Source organism: Flavobacterium sp. RSB2_4_14 (assembly GCF_051547085.1).
In the GTDB taxonomy this organism is placed as follows: Bacteria; Bacteroidota; Bacteroidia; order Flavobacteriales; family Flavobacteriaceae; genus Flavobacterium.
This window is the reverse complement of the sequence record NZ_JBPTTL010000003.1, coordinates 197061-214084: the sequence shown is the minus strand read 5'-3', so window position 1 is coordinate 214084 and position 17024 is coordinate 197061. Positions and strand designations below refer to the sequence as shown.

Below are 17024 nucleotides of genomic sequence, written 5' to 3'. Positions count from 1 at the left end.
ACAATTTTACTATTTGCGACTGCAACCAGAATGCAGTCGTTGTGTTTTTATTAACAATATTTTTCTTTTGTATAATTATCTTCAATTAAAAAAGAATTCCACTAGTTGTATATATGCTTAAAATGTCCCAGAAATTTTCGATTAATCATATTGGGCAAAAAATCGCAATTACTTTTGTGCAATTCATGAAAACCTTTTTTACCGGGATAACAACTGACATAAAATAGTTCCATTTCCTTTATTTCTTTTTCAAAATTAAAACCAATAAAATTCTAATCCTTACGGAAAACCGTAACGAGTGAAAAAAAATTTAAGCTAAGATTTTACTATATAATGCCTAAGTCTTTGGCAATAGCAATGAGGTGAATTGAGTTGGATGCTTTGAAATAATCTTTAAGCTTACTAATGCGTTTTTCAATAGCGCTTCTGCTATTGGGTGTTATTCCTTGTGCCTTAAATTGAGTTTCTATTTCATCTTGGCTGATACCTTTTGATAATTGCTCGATGAGTAGAATGTCAACTTCATCAATCTCGCGAGTTTTTTTATCTTTTAAGATGTATTCCAGTTCGGGAGAAATATAAATATCGGTAGTAGTGAATACTTGCTGTATTGCTGTTTTTAGTTGGTCAATACTTCTTCTGCCTTTGTGGATATAGGCGTTAATATGGTTATTTTCAAATAGCGATTTTATTCGGAACTTTTTGTCCTCAATCGAATAAACAATCACCTGGATATTGGGCTGAAGTGCTTTAATTCTGGCAATTGCTTCATCTCCTGTCTTGATTTGTACTTCTCTAAAATCGGTTTCAAAAGAAAGATCGGAGATAAACAAATCATAGGGTTCATTATCGGCCAATGCTTTTTTTACTCTGAATAGAGCATCATCACAATATTTAACATGGTCAATATGGGTTATGCCTAACTCTCTTAGAATTTGGTTCAATGCGATATTGATACTATCAACATCTTCGGCAATCAAAACTTTCTGAAACATAGCTTCTTATTTTGGAATATTTATCACTATTCTGAAACCTATGTGGGTTTCATTCTCAAAAGTAAGCGTTCCTTTTATAGCATGAATACGGTTTTCCGTATTCTGCAAAACTTTTTTTTGGAAGCATTTGGAGTTAAATTACTTATCCGTTAACTGTATATTTAATTTTTGTGTGTTTTGGGAATTGGTAGAAAATAATAATCACAAGTTTACTTTGACTGCGCTTTTTCATTTTGTCCATAATACTTTTCTCAAGACACTTCCTTATCTGTTTCAATTTTCTGAGTACAAAATTGAAATACAAATCCAAACAAAAAAATCGGGAAAAGGAACTTTTTGAGTTTCATTTCCCGAAATTATTAATTTAATCCATACAGAAATTATTTCTGATAAAAAAAATTATGGCTTTGGAGTTGGTGGTGGTGGAGGTGTTATGCCTCCTCCTTGACCACCTGTATCTTCTGCTTGTGTTGGTACATTATCTGAAATTGAATCAACAGTACAGGATGTCATGGCTATAGATGACAGAATAAAAAACGAAAATATTACAAGTTTTTTCATGATTAAAATAGTTAAAAATTAGACATAGTTGTGGCCGTTCGAGTGCTGCTCGAAGCCTTTACAGTGGCAATACCATTGCGGATTTTGAAGACTCAAAAAGTCATTTGGGAAGTAAAGTGTGCTACTACAAAACCGTTTCTTTATACTTCCCGAATAAAAATTCAGTTCTGTATAGCATCACTTTTTTTAGAAGTAGTTTTGTACATTTGTTCTATTCGCGAAACAGAACAAGAACAACTTCCGAGACAAAGGAATACCGTTTTTGTATGAGTGTTTACAAGGGATTCCGGTCTTTCCGATGATTCCTGATTATTCCTAAAAAATCCTATTGTCTATGACACAAAATGAATTGGATGCTTATAAAAAAGCTATAAAACAGAAGTATGAAACCGAGAAAACTAGCCTCTACTCTAGTCTTTTATTACAACCTAGCAGAGCCAATTTAAGAAAGCTGTGTGTGGAGCGATTTAAGGAAAATCAATCTCAAGATGATGCCACGACTTTCAAAGTTTTTTTTGGTTTTGAGTTTGGTGAAGGAAATTTAAACCGATTAAAATCGGAGACTGATCGTTTTAGAGCATTAGAGAATTTTTTGAAAAACACAACCGATTGTAATGATATAGAGGGAATAAATTTAATAGCCATATTGGTTGATTTTACTCCAAGACCATTTTTAAAGTTTGCAAAGAGATTTTCGGGAAATGAAGAACAGGTAACTGTTATTCCAGAAAGCAATATTGAATCAAAAACAATAGATGTCCCATTGAAAGTGCCACAAACGAAGAAAAGGAAATTGATGTATGGGATTTTAGGAGTTACAGGATTATTATCCATTGGCTATACTGCAAAAGATGTCGCTTTTCCCGAAAAGGAATGTATGCAATGGCAAAAGGACCATTATGAACTAGTTGACTGTACTTCATCTGCTCAGCAAAGCTTTGCTGGTTTTAGTGAAATTATCCCTATTGACAACAATGAAATAATGCTGAGAAGAATTATCCCTTCAGACACAACTGTTTTCTTTAAAAATGGTGAACCCCAAATTTGGTACTGCAAAATCAACAAGAAAATAGAATGTTTCAATACTCACGGAAAACATCCCGAAACAGGAAAAGCTTTGCGTCCCATCACGAAGTATATTATTAATAAATATGAGTTAGATAAATAGACGATTTTTTCATCTATTTTTAAAAAAAATACTCCCCATTACGGAAAACCGTAAAATAATTCCAATTCAACTTGATACATTTGTTTATGTTTTGGTAAACTACCTTTCAAAAGATGTTTCCAAATTAATTTTATATTAATAGATTTAACAAATGAAAAAATACCCTCTTATGCAATTGTGTAAGTGAAGTATTATTGTTAAGTTTGGGACTATTACCTCAAAAAATCAATAATGTCAAAACCCTCTATAAAAGCCGATATCAATTTTGAACAAGAACTCTGGAAAGCTGCCAATGAATTGCGTGGTGCAGTAGCTGAAAATCAATACAAAGATTATGTATTGCCCATGATTTTCTTGAAGCACATGTCAGAACGGTATGAAATTCGGAAAGAAGAATTGACTGCCCTTACACAAGACAAAAGTTCTCCCTATTTCACTACTGACAAAGACGAAGTTAAATATGTGCTAGAAGATGCTGATGAATATTTATCCAAAAACATCTACATTATACCTAAAGAAGCTACTTGGGAATACCTAAAAGCCAATGCCGAACAGGACAACATTAAAGTTATTGTAGATGATGCTTTTGATACTTTAGATGCTACATTGGCTAAGTTTAGACCCGATTTAAAAGGAATATTACCTCGTATTTTTGTTAAAAGCCAATTGACAGCTCGACAAGTAGGTGGTTTGATAAACTTACTTTCCAACCCGAAACTCTCACAAAAGGAAAACCCAGAAAGCGATATTTTAGGTCGTGTGTATGAATACTATATTGGTAAGTTTGCGCTTGCCGAAGGTTCTGGTGCAGGGCAATTCTTTACACCAGGAAGTATTGTGAGATTGATGGTGGAAATGATTGAACCTTATGAAGGGAAAATCTTTGATGCCGCATGCGGAAGTGGTGGAATGTTTGTACAATCGTTGAAATTCTTAGAAAGTCATGGTGGCGATAAACGCAAAATTTCCATCTACGGACAAGAACGTTATGATGGCACACTTCGTTTGTGTAAAATGAACCTTGCCTTGCGTGATTTATCTTTTGATGTGCGCCTGGGCGACTCATTGCTACAAGACAAATTTCCTGATTTGAAAGCTGACTTTATAATTGTAAACCCACCGTTTAACGTGAGCCAATGGCATCCTGAGGATTTGCCCGAAAACGACCCACGCCTATTTGGACCTAAAGAAGAGTTTACTACTGATGGTAGTGCCAATTATATGTGGATGCAAACCTTTTGGAGCCATTTGAGTGACAAAGGAACTGCTAGCGTAGTGATGGCTAACGGTGCCATGACCTCTAACAACAAAGGCGAAAAGAACGTGCGGGAGTTTATGGTAAACAACAATATGATTGATTGTATTGTGCGCTTACCCGATAAACTGTTTTTGACTACAGGCATACCCGCTTGTATTTTTATATTGAGTAGAAACCGTGATGGGAAAGACGGACAACACCGCAAACGTACTGACGAAATCTTGTTTATAGACACCAGTAAAATGGGTACTATGGAAAGCCGCAAATTGCGAGTGTTTACTGATGCCGATATAGACAAAGTTGCCGCTACTTACCACGCTTGGCGTAATATAGACGGTACTTATGAAAACACCGATGGCTACAGTTACAATGCAACATTAGCAGAAGTACAAAAACAAGACTACAAACTCACACCAGGTATTTATGTAGGTACAGAAGAAATAGAAGACGATGGTATTTTGTTTGAAGATAAAATGGAAGCTTTAAAAACCCAATTGCAGGCGCAGTTTGCTAGAGGGAATGAATTGCAACAAAAGATATTGGAGAATTTTGAGAAACTATAAATGAGTAAAAAATACGAAAAGATAATAGAAAGAGATTTTAAGAGAGCATTTAGTAGAAAGAGATTTTTATTAAATATTCTTTTTATGATATTAATTTTTATTTACCATGAATTTTTCTGTAAACTAATCTTTGAATATTTAACACCAAAAGATTTAAATAATTCTCTTGTTTCTGTACTCTTTATACTTTTATTATCAATCTTTCTTGTTGGTGCTGGATTTAAGATTTTAAAAGACAAATACAGTACTTCAACAAATGAAATCAACTTATTGTTTTTAAGCCTTTTTTTAATTTATTATTTTAATTATTGTTGCCAAGAATCAAAATGGTTTCTAGTGGAAATTAAATTTCTTGGACTAAGCTTCACTTATGTTAGCCTATTAATTTTTACATTAATAACAATCTTAACTTTTATTTTTCAAAGGTATCTTAATGGGTTGGGAGAAATAAAAAAAATAAATTCAGAGAATAATATTTTATTGGATGATAGCCCAATTTCAAAACAAGACAAAGATGAATTGGATTATGAAGAAACTGTTCGTAAATTAAGTGAAATCCTTAAAAAGGATAATCATAAAAAATCATTTACTATTGGATTAGTTGGACCTTGGGGAAATGGAAAATCCAGCGTGCTAAAAATGGTAAAAAAAGAATTGAGTAAAACCAATAAAAATACTAAATCGGATATTATTATTTTTGATTTTTTGCCCTATTTAAATCATAAAGAAAATGACATTATAAATGAATTTTTCACTGCGTTAAGTAATGAGCTGAAACCATATAATGGTAAATTGTCAAACCTTATTACTGAATATTCTTCCAAGCTTACTGATTTATATGAAAATAAGAATGTTCTTGGATTCATAGAAAATCAGGTTTCGCACTTTGACAAATCTGCTGCAAGTGAATTGTATAAACTTATTAATGAAATGTTGGTTGACATCAACAAAAAAATCATTGTATTTGTTGATGACCTTGACCGACTAAGTAAAGATGAAATATTGCAGGTTTTAAAATTAATTCGGAATACTGCCGATTTTAGAAATGCTTTTTTTGTTGTTGCTATGGATAAAGAGTATGTTCTTAAAAGTCTGAAAAAAAGTAAAAAGATTTTTCACTCAAGTTTTATTGATAAATTCTTTCAATTAGAAATTTACTTGCCTGAAATTCAAAAAAGTAAACTTAGACTATTATTTATAGACGAAATACTAAAATCCAAACTAAATGATGGTTCTCCACTATTTGAGGTATTAATAAAAGATGCAGTAAATAACCATGATAATTTGTTTGATGATTATATAAAGAACATTAGGGACATCAAAAGAACCGTAAATCAATTAATTTATGACTACCCGACCACTGGTGGTGAAGTTAATCTTAAGGATTTTATGAACTTTACTTACTTTAAGCTTAAATTCCCAAATTTTGTCAAAATTATTACGCAAGGAATCGGAGATTTTATAGAGGTTAATACAGATGGGCTTTACAAATTAACTGAAGCGGATGATAAGAAAAATACAGATGTTGATACCACAGATAGATTATTTAAATACATATCTAAAAGACAAGTATTTAATCCTAAAAAGTACAAAATTTACAATGAGGATTTATTTGAGAATTGTTTAATCTTAGATAGTTCACTTGATTGTGAAAATAAATTTTTATTAATAAAAACGTTGGCTTATTTATTTGGCAATGAAAATAAAATCAATGATGTAAATTCTATAAAATATGAAAGCAATTTAAATATTTTATTGGAACAAAGGGTTTACAAAAATAGACTCCTAAACATTGAATTTAAGGAATTATTGAAATCGAATTTAGATGACATTTTTAAGACTGTTGATTTTTATTATAAAGAAAATAAGTTAACACAATTGATGTCTAGATTTGAATTTTTTAGTGCGTCAAAAGATGAAAATGAAATTAAAAATGCGATTCTCACTCTAGTATATATTCTTGAAAAAAAATTCATTTTTAATATCAACGAATCAACAATACTTAATCAAATAGGTATTTTCGCAAATAAATTTGAAAATCCAGAAATAAGTTTGAAAGATTGGTCATTAGAAAATATATTTAAGAACAAAAAATTTTCAATTGAAACCCGTGTAAATCTTGCAAGCAAACTTAAAAATGCTGGATTGGGTACTAATTACGATTTTAATTTTTGGGGATATCGTGATAAAAAAGAATTAAATACTTTAGTTTTAAAGTTGTACGATGAATATTTAAAATATAAGGATAATAAATTAAATGATGTCAATAACTATTCATTTTATCATATTTATCATGAAGTCAAAATTGAAAATGAAAAAGAAATCATTAAAAGATTTATCAATTTCTGGAGAAACAACAACCTAGAAATGTTATGTGCACAATTAACCGACATGGATACTTGGTCAACGTTGTCATTTAAGATATCTGAAATTGTGATTGAAATTTTTGGCAGTCGTGAAGCCTATATTGAATTTGTAAAAAACCATAAAGAGTCAGATGAAAATGCAATAAAAGAATTTTTGAAATTGTATGCTTTTCTAGCAATTTCTAATTTTAAAAATAATTTCATGTACACTTTTGAAAAATCGAAGTTGATGAAAGAAAAAATTGAACATCGCAAAAAAAATGGACCAAAACGTGATGAAAATGAAAATGTTATTCAAATTGTACTTGAAACCAACAGTAAAACATTTATTGATGCTTTAAATACTAGTAGCATCATAATAAATAAATACGATTTAAGGATTGAAAAAACACAAATTACAAATGGTGAATTATTTTACATTTTTGCGTATTTGAAAAAATCATTAGGTGCAGATCCAGTACTAATATATACTCAAGATTTATATCAGAACATAATACCGTTATTACCTGATTGGGAAAAAGGTTCCTTTGTGGCTAATTATATTAGAAGTGGATTGAATTTAATTCCTCAACAGAATAACAATAATTATATTAAAGTTATTTCAAAAGAACCAAAAGACAATAATTATAACCTTGATTACGAAATTTACTAATGCCTAGTAAATGGAAAACATATAAACTCTCCGATGCTTTAGAAATAAAGTATGGAAAAGACCATAAAAAAGTACAAGATGGGAACATTCCTATTTATGGTACTGGTGGCATTATGCGTTATGGTAATCAGGCTTTATATGATAAAGAAACAATATTAATTCCTCGAAAAGGTTCTTTAAATAATATATTTTATTTGAATGAACCGTTTTGGTCAGTTGATACAATTTTCTGGTCAAAAATAAATGAAGAAGTTGCTTTCCCAAAGTACTTATTCTATAATCTAAAAGTGCTTGATTTTGCATCAATGGATGTTGGCTCAGCAATTCCTAGTTTAACAACTGAACTTTTAAAGAAAATTGAAATTGAATTACCTTCTATACAAGAACAACAATCCATCACATCCATCCTATCTAACATAGACGACAAAATAGAAAACAACCTCGCCATCAACAAAACCCTCGAAGAAATGGCAATGGCATTATACAAACACTGGTTTGTAGATTTTGGACCGTTTCAAGACGGTGAGTTTGTAGAAAGTGAATTGGGGATGATTCCTAAAGGTTGGGAAGTGAAACGATTGGAAGAACTTGTTGATATAGGTTCAAGTAAAAGAATATTTTACAACGAATATGTTGAAGAAGGAATTCCTTTTTACAGAGGTAAAGAAGTCATAGAATTAAGTAAAGGGAAAAGCATTTCATCTGAGTTATTCATTTCAAATGAAAAATTTGAAGAAATAAAATCAAAATTTGAAGTTCCAAAAAAGGGAGACATTTTAATTAGTTCTGTGGGAACGATTGGAGTTTCATGGCTTGTTGATGGTTTTGAAGATTTCTATTTTAAAGACGGTAACTTAACTTGGTTAAAAAAATATAAAACGATTTTAAAAGGTGAATATTTTCATTTATGGCTAAATTCTGAGAATGGAAAAAATCAAATTGACGGTGAAGTAATTGGAAGTACCCAAAAAGCATTAACTATATCTTCATTGAGAAATTTTAAAATTCTATTTCCTAACCAAGACGTTTATAAACAAATTGGAAATGAATTTGTCAACTATTATGAACTAATGCAATCAAATTTAATTGAAATAAAATCCTTAACCCAATTGCGTGACACATTATTACCCAAGTTAATCAGTGGTGAAGTGCGGTTAAAGGAGTTTAGAGAAAACTAATAGAAAAACAAAATGACCACAGAAGCATTAATAGAACAAGCTACTATAGATTGGTTAACCGATTTAGGCTATACCCTCATCAAAGGCAATGAATTGCCCGAGAATGCCAATGCGGTTATCTTGAAAGGACAGTTATTATTGTTTATCCAACAACAGTATCCACACTTGCCTGAGGAAATACAACACCTTGCAGTAGCCGATTTTTGCAATAATGCTGGTGCAGATATTGACTATCGCAACCGTAGTTTTCACCTTAAACTCACCAAAGGGTTGGACTATGAATATAAAGATGCCGATGGCAACGAAAAAGCCGTTCACCTCTACCCGATTGATTTTCAAAATCCAGAGAACAATACGTTTTGGGTAGTCAATCAGTTTAGTATCGTGGGCAAAAACAAAAGACGACCTGATATTATTATTTACATCAACGGCATTCCGTTGGTATTGTTTGAACTAAAAAACTGGTTTGACGAAAACACTACCATTGCCGAAGCTTTTAATCAAATAGAACATTACAAAAAAGATATTCCGTTATTGTTTGAATACAACACACTTACCATTATAAGTGATGGTAACGAAGCCCAACATGGCATGTTCAATGCATCAACCGAATGGTATGCGGCTTGGAAAAGTATGGATGGCGTAACGACCATTGAGGACGATTTCCAAATGCACACCTTGATAAACGGTTTGTTTCCTAAAGAACGTTTATTGAATTACATCAAAAACTTTGTATTCTTTGAAGACCACAATGGAAGTTTGATTAAAAAAGGAGCCAAATACCATCAATACTTTGGGGTAAACTTTGCGGTAGAAGCCGCAAAAAAAGCCATAAAACCTTATGGAGATGGACGCATTGGGGTAATTTGGCACACTCAAGGAAGTGGCAAAAGTATCTCGATGGCTATCTATGCAGGTATTTTGCGCAGTTTGCCCGAGTTAAAAAATCCAACTATTGTGGTGCAAGTAGATAGAAGTGATTTGGATTTTCAATTGTATGAAAACTTTGTCTTGGCTAAAGATTTAGTGGGTGATGTACAACGTGCTGACTCTACTGATGATTTACGAAGATTATTATCTACTGGAAGTGGTGGTGTGATATTCACTACCATAGAAAAGTTCCGTTTAAAAATGGGTAACGACAATCAATTAGGCGAAACCGAACATCCTATTTTATCGGAAAGAGAAAATATTATCGTCATGGCAGACGAAGCACACCGAACCCAATACGGTTTATTGGATGGGTTTGCTTCCAATTTGCGCAAAGCGTTACCTAATGCTTCTTTTATAGGTTTTACAGGAACGCCTGTTGACAGCAAAGATGCGGATACGCAAGAAGTATTTGGAGAAACCATTCACATTTATGACATCAAACAAGCGGTCGATGATAAAGCTACGGTGCCTATTTACTATGAACCAAGACTAGCCAAACTCCATTTGTGGAACGAAAATATTGATGCCGAAGTGGATGCTATTACCGTAGATGTGGAAGATGATAGTAATTTGAAATGGGCTGCTATTGAAGATGCGGCAGGTTCGGCAGAACGTGTTGAAAAAATTGCAAACGACATTATAAAACACTTTAAAAACCGTACCGAAACGTTGCCAGGTAAAGCGATGATAGTGTGCATGAGCAGACGAAATTGTGTTAAAATGTATGATGCATTAAAAGCTATTGAAAATTGTCCCGAAATAGCAGTAATCATGACTGGTAACATCTCGAGTGACCCAATAGCATGGAATGAACACCTACGAACACAAGACGCAACAGAAGCGATAAAGAAACGTTTTAAAAATCCGAAAGACCCATTGCAAATTGTAATTGTTCGTGATATGTGGTTGACTGGTTTTGATGCGCCTTGCGTACACACGATGTATGTAGATAAGATTATGAAAGGTCATAATTTGATGCAAGCCATAACTAGAACCAATAGAGTTTTTATAGATAAACCTTCGGGAGTAATTGTAGATTATATCGGTATTGGTGACCAATTAAAAACAGCCACTAACAAATATACTGGCGGTGGTGGCAAAGGCAAACCTACTATAGATATGGAACAAGCGTTGAATATGTTCTTTAATCAGGTAGAAATTTGTCAAAACCTTATACCAGATGGAATTGAATATTCCAATTGGAAAGGATTGCGTGATGGCGATAAAGTGTTATTGGTTAGAAAATCCTTGAATAGTATCATCAAAGACGATGAAGCATCCAATCAGTTTATGCTAGAAGAGAAGAAATTAACTGGTTTGCTGTCTATTGTTAAATCACAGCCACAGATACAAGAGTATTCGGTTGATGTTTTATTTGCGCAACATTTGTCAAAAGCTATTCGCAATGCCAAATCTGTAAAAAGTAGCAGAAGCAATCAGAAAGATCAAATCAAGGAATTGATTAGTCAAAGTATCGAGTCGGAAGACATTGTAGATGTATTTGCTATGGCTGGATTAGAGCGTGCCGATATATCCATATTAAACGAAGAGTTTCTATTGGGTGCCAAAAAAGAAAAAGATAGTATCGATATCAAGATAGCTTTGTTGCGTTCTATTTTATTGGATGAAGTGAAATTGCGATTGCACAAGAATATTAGAAAATATACCTCGTTAAAAGAAGAATTAGAAAAAGTGATTGAGCGTTATCATTTGAACGCCATTGATTCCTATACCACCATAGCCGAACTCATCGCTCGTGCTAAAGAACTTCAAGAGGAAGACCATCGAATTAAAGAACTTGGTCTAAGCGATGAAGAACTAGCATTTTATGATATCCTCGCATCCAAAAAAGAAATCATCAACGAAACAGGCTTAATACAAGATGTGGTTCACGGTGTGGTAAAAGCAGTAAAAAGCAATCTGCAAATTGACTGGATGAACAAGGAAGATGCTAAGGCAGCTATTCGATTAGCCGTTAAAAAGGAATTGCGAGGCAAAGTAAAAATGGAAGAGTTAAATACTATTTTGGCTGAGATTATGGAACAAGCCGAAGGACAGTTTAGTGAGTGGAGGGCTTAAGAAAAATATGGATAATACAAACAACGAAAGATTTGGATGTATCAGATTTAATAAATTATCATGAACAATCTAATTGAAAAATTAAGAGATTATAACAACCAAATCAATATTGAAAATCGATTTGATTATACCTTGAATTCATCGGATGCTTTTTTTACAGATGCTGAAAAAGAGGATTTGGAGCGTATTGCTACTCCTTACCATCAAAATACTAAACTGAAGTGGATAGTAAGTGAAAAATATAAATCTATTGATGATCAGACCGATTTAGATTTTTGGATTATTAATACTTGGGGAGGCATAAGAAGTTTTAAAAAAAACGAGCGTAATATTGAAAAAGTAACGAAGTTTAAAAAACAAATTACGAATAAGAGGTTGAGTAAAGATACTTTCAGTACTATCTCATCCTTATCAAAAATTGCCTCTTTTATAGACCCCGATAACTTTGTTATTTATGATTCAAGAGTTATTTATACTTTGAATTGGTTACTATTGACGTGTGAAAATAAAAATGAGTTTAAAGAACCCTATTTTCCAATGCCCACTGGCAGAAATAAAAAAATTACCGATTTTGATTTAAATACTATCATCAATTTATCGCATATTGACCATTATTCTAACAATAGTGGTACTTATGTTTCGGAACAATTGGCTTATTTTAAATATTGTGATTTTATAAAAACAACCTCAAAGTTGGTTTATGGAGAAGATGCAAAACCCTACGAACTTGAAATGTTATTGTTTGTCATTGCTGATGATGAAATATTTAATGATGTGAAGGATAAATTGAAAATCTCCATAAAAGATTAAATTTAAAAATACTTAAATGAAATTCTCGCCTTCCATTATCGATGATTTAAAATACTATGTGTACTTGTATTTTCATTCTATTACTCATGAAGTGTTTTATGTTGTGAAAGGAAAAGGAAATAGAGTATTTGCTAATTTAAAAGATTAAAAAAAAATAAAATGAACTTATTTTTCGGAAAGATTTCACAAAAGATTGACACAGCCCAATTAACTGATGGTTATTATTCCTCAGACAAGGGTTCTTCTTGGTATGGAGAACTGGAGTTAGGCGATTATGTCTATATGATTGGTGGCGATAAAATTCAATTTTGGCAAGCCAGAGAATGGGGTGTTAAAAATGGTAGAGAGAGCTTACTATTTGATGTTTTAAATTCAGATTTAGGGATTAATGTTTCGCAGTTGATTGCACTAAAGTTTTTAAAAATAACAAAATCATTAGCTGTATTGACTTCAAGGTCAGCCAGAAATAAGGCCTTTTTTAAATTGGAAACGATTAAAGATATTCCAATTGCTGATTTATCAAACAATCAATACTATAAAAATGAAGATTTATTTAGAACAATCAATATTATTAAATCCGAAAATATAATTAAAAACTCAGATGATTTCCAATTAATTTATGAAAATGGAAAACTCCACCTTCAAAGTAATGAATTTACAGAAAGCGAAATAAAACACAAGTTTGTCGATAACCTAATTCACAAAGGAAAAGGGGCAAGAATGAAAGATAATGTATTAGAATTTTTCTCTAATAAAATCAAAAAATTACCTGCTACTATCTCGCATTCTGATATTGGATTAAGAAGCTTTTATGATACTTTTTTTTGTGATTACAAAGAGAAAAGTATAGTGGATAATGAAGATGAAAATTATTGGGTATTTCAAGGGAATCCTAAAATATATAATGCCGTTAATGCCCTAAACGCTAATGCTGTTAAGACTTGGACTGTTAGTGCGCATAGGGACAAAATAAAAAAAGGTGATAAAATTATCTTGTGGTTAACAGGTTCTCAAGCTGGTTGTTATGCTTTGGGTAGCGTAGCTTCTGAGGTAACGATGATGAAGGAGGAAGATGTGGAAATGCGTTATTACCTAACTCCTGAAGATTCTATTGAAGCTTATAGAGTAAAAATTATCATTGAACATCAATTTGTTGATAGTCCTATTTTGTGGGAAATGATTAAAGAGGATGATGTGTTTAAGGACTTTAAAGGCAGTAATCAAGGAACTAACTTCACGGCAACTAAGGAGCAGTATGACCATTTTAAAACACACCTAACTTCTACTATTCTAAATAATACTATTATGATTTCAAATCCCTTAAACCAAATTCTTTATGGTCCTCCTGGAACTGGGAAGACTTATAACACTGTCCTAGAAGCAGCCAAAGTAGTCACAGGTAACAATGAAATTAGTTATGATAATGCTTTAGAAGTATTTAAAGCTAATTTAGATAATCAAATTGAGTTTATCACCTTCCATCAAAACTACAGTTATGAAGACTTCATTCAAGGACTAAGACCTGATACTGAAAACGGAAGTGCTTTGACTTTTGAAAAGAAAGATGGTGTGTTTAAGCGTATTGCTGACAGGGCTTTGAAGAACTTAGTGGCTTCTGAAAATCCGGCGAGTGCAAAGAAGGAGTTTGATATAGTATTTCAAGAGTTAATACAACCTTTGAATGATGGTGATGTAACAGAAGTTGAAATTAAAATGAAGAAGTCGTCCTTCTTTATTACTGCTGTTGGTGAAAAATCAATTGATTTCAGAAAAAACATAGGTGATTCTGAGCATACTTTAAGTATCAATACGTTGCGAAAAATGTATGAGAAGGGTACAAATGATATCATATTGGGTGGATTGCAGCCTTACTATAACCCTATTTTAGATTTGCTTTTAGAGAAAGGAAAAAGTCAATTAACGGCGGTTGAAAAAAAGAATTATGTTATCATAATTGATGAAATTAATAGAGCAAATATCTCGAGAGTTTTTGGGGAGTTAATCACTTTGATAGAGGAAGATAAACGTTCGCATGGTGCCATTCCAATACGAGTTACTTTGCCTTCGGGAGATCCTTTTATTGTGCCTAGTAACTTGTTTATTATTGGCACTATGAACACGGCTGATAAGTCAATTGCACTTCTAGATATAGCTTTGCGCAGACGTTTTGAATTTAAACCTATGTATCCTCTCTATGATGGCTTAAAAAAACCAATTCATGATTCAGAAAAACTCAAGAAAATAAATGATGCCATCATTAGTAGAAAAAATCATGATTTCACTATTGGTCATGCCTATTTTATGGGCGATAATTATACTCTTGAAAAAACCATAAACACTAAAGTGATACCATTGCTATTAGAGTATTTTATGAATTCAGAAAAAGATGTAAAGGAAATACTAAAAGAAGCAGGAATAACTATTGACAATTGGCCTTTAAAAATGATTTTATAATATGATTAATCTCTTCGAATACCAAAATAAAGTAGCTTTTCCAGAGCAGCATTTCGACAATCTCGAAATGTTTTTGGATGCTATTTGGAGTAAAAGAGAGAAATCATCCTACTATAATGAAGACGAAAACCGTGAAGAGGTGCAACACTTCCTTCAGTTTTTGCATAAAAACAAAGAACTTAAATCGAATAAGTTTGTGGGTGTTATTCACTTTGAAGACCAAACCATCAACTTATTGCCTAAAATATTCTACACCGGAACAGAAACTACTCCTGAAACCGTGAAAATTATTAATTCACATGTATTGTGGTGGCTGAGTTATTGCAGAAAGTTGCGCTTTCCCAATTACCTGTCTGGGTTGAATTCACAGCAAGCTGATTTTTTTGAAATCCTAATTTATTTATTTAGCAAATACACCAGAGAATTATTAAACTCATCTGTTTATCAAAGGTATATTGAGGTTGAAAATGAGTTAACTTTTGTTAAAGGCAGGCTGAATTTTCAAGAATATATCAACCAAAATCTAGCTCGTGGTAGAAATCATAAAGTAAATTGTATTTATGATTCTTTTGAAATGGACAATCCATTTAATCAATGTATAAAATCGGTTTGTCGATTATTGTTGACCGCCTCAAAGGACATAGAAAACAAACGCAACTTAAATGATATCTTGTTTTTGCTGGATGAGGTTAGCGATGCGACTATATCGGCCAAAGAATGCAAACGAATCCTATTCAACCCAATGTTCGCCGACTTTGAGACAGTTCGAGATTATTGCGTCTTATTTTTAGAAAATAGTGTATCGTTTAATTATAAGAACGACCTGAAACTATTTGCTTTCCTATTACCAATGGAATATGTTTTTGAGGATTTTCTCTTTGGCTTTATCGACAAGGAATTGGAAGAAGTAAACGCCAAAAATCAAATTAAAAATAAGAGTTTGGATGAAGCGAAAACGTTTGGGCTAAAACCTGACTTATTGTTAACCATAGGAGACAGAAGCATTATTGCAGACACCAAGTATAAAATGGTATATGCAGACAGCACCGATGCTAAAAAAGAGATTTCTCAAAATGATTTGTATCAAATGATTGCTTATGCCATAAGGTTTAAGGTAACTGACATTAAATTGTTTTATCCCAATACGATAAACAATGATACTGTCAATCATTTAAAAACTATTGAAATTATTGATGAGTTGGCTAATAATGAAAAGATTACTATAAAAGCACATCAGGTAAGTGTTATAGATGCTAGTATTTCAATTGAAATGCTATATTCTTTAAAGCTTTCTGAATGTTTTGAGAATTTGAGAAATAAATTATCAGAAGAGTTGAATGATATATTAATTTAAAATATGGCAAAGCAACCTAAATTTTATGTAGTTTGGCATGGTAGGGAGACCGGTGTTTTTGATTCATGGGAAGCCTGTAAAGATCAGACGGATGGTTTTCCGTCGCCCATCTTTAAATCATTTTCCTCAAGAGAAGCTGCTGAAACTGCTTATTCCAGTGACAGTACTTATTATATCGGGAAGCGTAGCTTAGCAAATAAACTACCCGAAGAAAAATTAAAGCAAATAGGAACACCAATTGGAGAGAGTATTGCAGTTGACGGAGCATGGAATAACATTACGGGGTTGGTCGAATATCAAGGAGTACATCTTAATACTGGTGAGAACCTGTTTCATGTTGGGCCTTTAGAGGACGGAACCAATAACATCGTAGAATTTTTAGCTATAGTACACGCATTAGCTTTATGCAAACAATGGCATTGGAAAATACCCATTTATTCGGATAGTAAAATTGCATTAGGTTGGATAAGAGATAAGAAAGCAAAAACCAATCATCCACCAAGTGAAAAAAACAAGAAATTGTTCGAAATGCTGGAAAGAGCGGAAAAATGGTTAGATAACAATATCTATGAAAATCCATTATTAAAATGGGAAACCAAAGCCTGGGGAGAAAACCCAGCTGACTTTGGAAGAAAATAGTAACAGATATAAAA

12 protein-coding genes are annotated in these 17024 nt (G+C 32.4%); 10 read left to right on the top strand and 2 right to left on the bottom strand.

The features are described from left to right. Window positions 1–326: 326 nt before the first annotated feature. Both ACSVH2_RS08670 and ACSVH2_RS08665 read right to left on the bottom strand, forming a co-directional pair. On the bottom strand, window positions 327–995 hold the full coding sequence (locus ACSVH2_RS08670) for a response regulator (protein WP_438092774.1): 669 nt from the start codon (window positions 993–995) through the stop codon (window positions 327–329). Window positions 996–1394: 399 nt separating this feature from the next. Next, window positions 1395–1556: a hypothetical protein gene (locus ACSVH2_RS08665; RefSeq protein WP_438092773.1), complete on the bottom strand. Its 162-nt coding sequence runs from the start codon at window positions 1554–1556 to the stop codon at window positions 1395–1397. 334 nt (window positions 1557–1890) lie between these two features. On the opposite strand from ACSVH2_RS08665, the gene ACSVH2_RS08660 reads away from it, so the two are divergent. From ACSVH2_RS08660 to ACSVH2_RS08615, 10 genes are all read left to right on the top strand, one after another. After that, window positions 1891–2724: a hypothetical protein gene (locus ACSVH2_RS08660; RefSeq protein ID WP_438092772.1), complete on the top strand. Its 834-nt coding sequence runs from the start codon at window positions 1891–1893 to the stop codon at window positions 2722–2724. Between the two features lie 231 nt (window positions 2725–2955). After that, entirely contained in the window at window positions 2956–4545 is a 1590-nt protein-coding gene (locus ACSVH2_RS08655; RefSeq protein ID WP_438092771.1) for an N-6 DNA methylase, read from the top strand. Then, a complete protein-coding gene (locus ACSVH2_RS08650; RefSeq protein ID WP_438092770.1) occupies window positions 4546–7563 on the top strand; it encodes a KAP family P-loop NTPase fold protein in 3018 nt (1005 codons plus the stop codon). Then, entirely contained in the window at window positions 7563–8741 is a 1179-nt protein-coding gene (locus ACSVH2_RS08645) for a restriction endonuclease subunit S (RefSeq protein ID WP_438092769.1), read from the top strand. The genes ACSVH2_RS08650 and ACSVH2_RS08645 overlap by 1 nt, the downstream gene beginning before the upstream one ends. 12 nt (window positions 8742–8753) lie before the next feature. Next, entirely contained in the window at window positions 8754–11753 is a 3000-nt protein-coding gene (locus ACSVH2_RS08640) for a type I restriction endonuclease subunit R (RefSeq protein WP_438092768.1), read from the top strand. A 60-nt stretch (window positions 11754–11813) separates the two neighbouring features. Next, window positions 11814–12563, top strand: coding sequence for a hypothetical protein (locus tag ACSVH2_RS08635; protein ID WP_438092767.1), 750 nt, complete (start codon window positions 11814–11816; stop codon window positions 12561–12563). A gap of 16 nt (window positions 12564–12579) precedes the next feature. Beyond that, on the top strand, window positions 12580–12711 hold the full coding sequence (locus ACSVH2_RS08630; protein ID WP_438092766.1) for a hypothetical protein: 132 nt from the start codon (window positions 12580–12582) through the stop codon (window positions 12709–12711). An 11-nt stretch (window positions 12712–12722) separates the two neighbouring features. Further along, window positions 12723–15017 (top strand): AAA family ATPase, encoded by a 2295-nt coding sequence (locus tag ACSVH2_RS08625; protein WP_438092765.1) that lies wholly within the window; start codon window positions 12723–12725, stop codon window positions 15015–15017. Window position 15018: 1 nt separating this feature from the next. Beyond that, entirely contained in the window at window positions 15019–16371 is a 1353-nt protein-coding gene (locus ACSVH2_RS08620) for an McrC family protein (protein WP_438092764.1), read from the top strand. Between the two features lie 3 nt (window positions 16372–16374). Continuing rightward, window positions 16375–17010 carry a ribonuclease H1 domain-containing protein gene (locus ACSVH2_RS08615; RefSeq protein ID WP_438092763.1) on the top strand — a complete coding sequence of 212 codons (636 nt, stop codon included), beginning with the start codon at window positions 16375–16377 and terminating at the stop codon, window positions 17008–17010. Window positions 17011–17024 lie beyond the last annotated feature (14 nt).

Bases quoted from the DNA above. Each gene is read 5' to 3' on its own strand.
- ACSVH2_RS08670 (WP_438092774.1), bottom strand. From the start codon at position 995: ATGTTTCAGAAAGTTTTGATTGCCGAAGATGTTGATAGTATCAATATC.
- ACSVH2_RS08665 (WP_438092773.1), bottom strand. From the start codon at position 1,556: ATGAAAAAACTTGTAATATTTTCGTTTTTTATTCTGTCATCTATAGCC.
- ACSVH2_RS08660 (WP_438092772.1), top strand. From the start codon at position 1,891: ATGACACAAAATGAATTGGATGCTTATAAAAAAGCTATAAAACAGAAG.
- ACSVH2_RS08655 (WP_438092771.1), top strand. From the start codon at position 2,956: ATGTCAAAACCCTCTATAAAAGCCGATATCAATTTTGAACAAGAACTC.
- ACSVH2_RS08650 (WP_438092770.1), top strand. From the start codon at position 4,546: ATGAGTAAAAAATACGAAAAGATAATAGAAAGAGATTTTAAGAGAGCA.
- ACSVH2_RS08645 (WP_438092769.1), top strand. From the start codon at position 7,563: ATGCCTAGTAAATGGAAAACATATAAACTCTCCGATGCTTTAGAAATA.
- ACSVH2_RS08640 (WP_438092768.1), top strand. From the start codon at position 8,754: ATGACCACAGAAGCATTAATAGAACAAGCTACTATAGATTGGTTAACC.
- ACSVH2_RS08635 (WP_438092767.1), top strand. From the start codon at position 11,814: ATGAACAATCTAATTGAAAAATTAAGAGATTATAACAACCAAATCAAT.
- ACSVH2_RS08630 (WP_438092766.1), top strand. From the start codon at position 12,580: ATGAAATTCTCGCCTTCCATTATCGATGATTTAAAATACTATGTGTAC.
- ACSVH2_RS08625 (WP_438092765.1), top strand. From the start codon at position 12,723: ATGAACTTATTTTTCGGAAAGATTTCACAAAAGATTGACACAGCCCAA.
- ACSVH2_RS08620 (WP_438092764.1), top strand. From the start codon at position 15,019: ATGATTAATCTCTTCGAATACCAAAATAAAGTAGCTTTTCCAGAGCAG.
- ACSVH2_RS08615 (WP_438092763.1), top strand. From the start codon at position 16,375: ATGGCAAAGCAACCTAAATTTTATGTAGTTTGGCATGGTAGGGAGACC.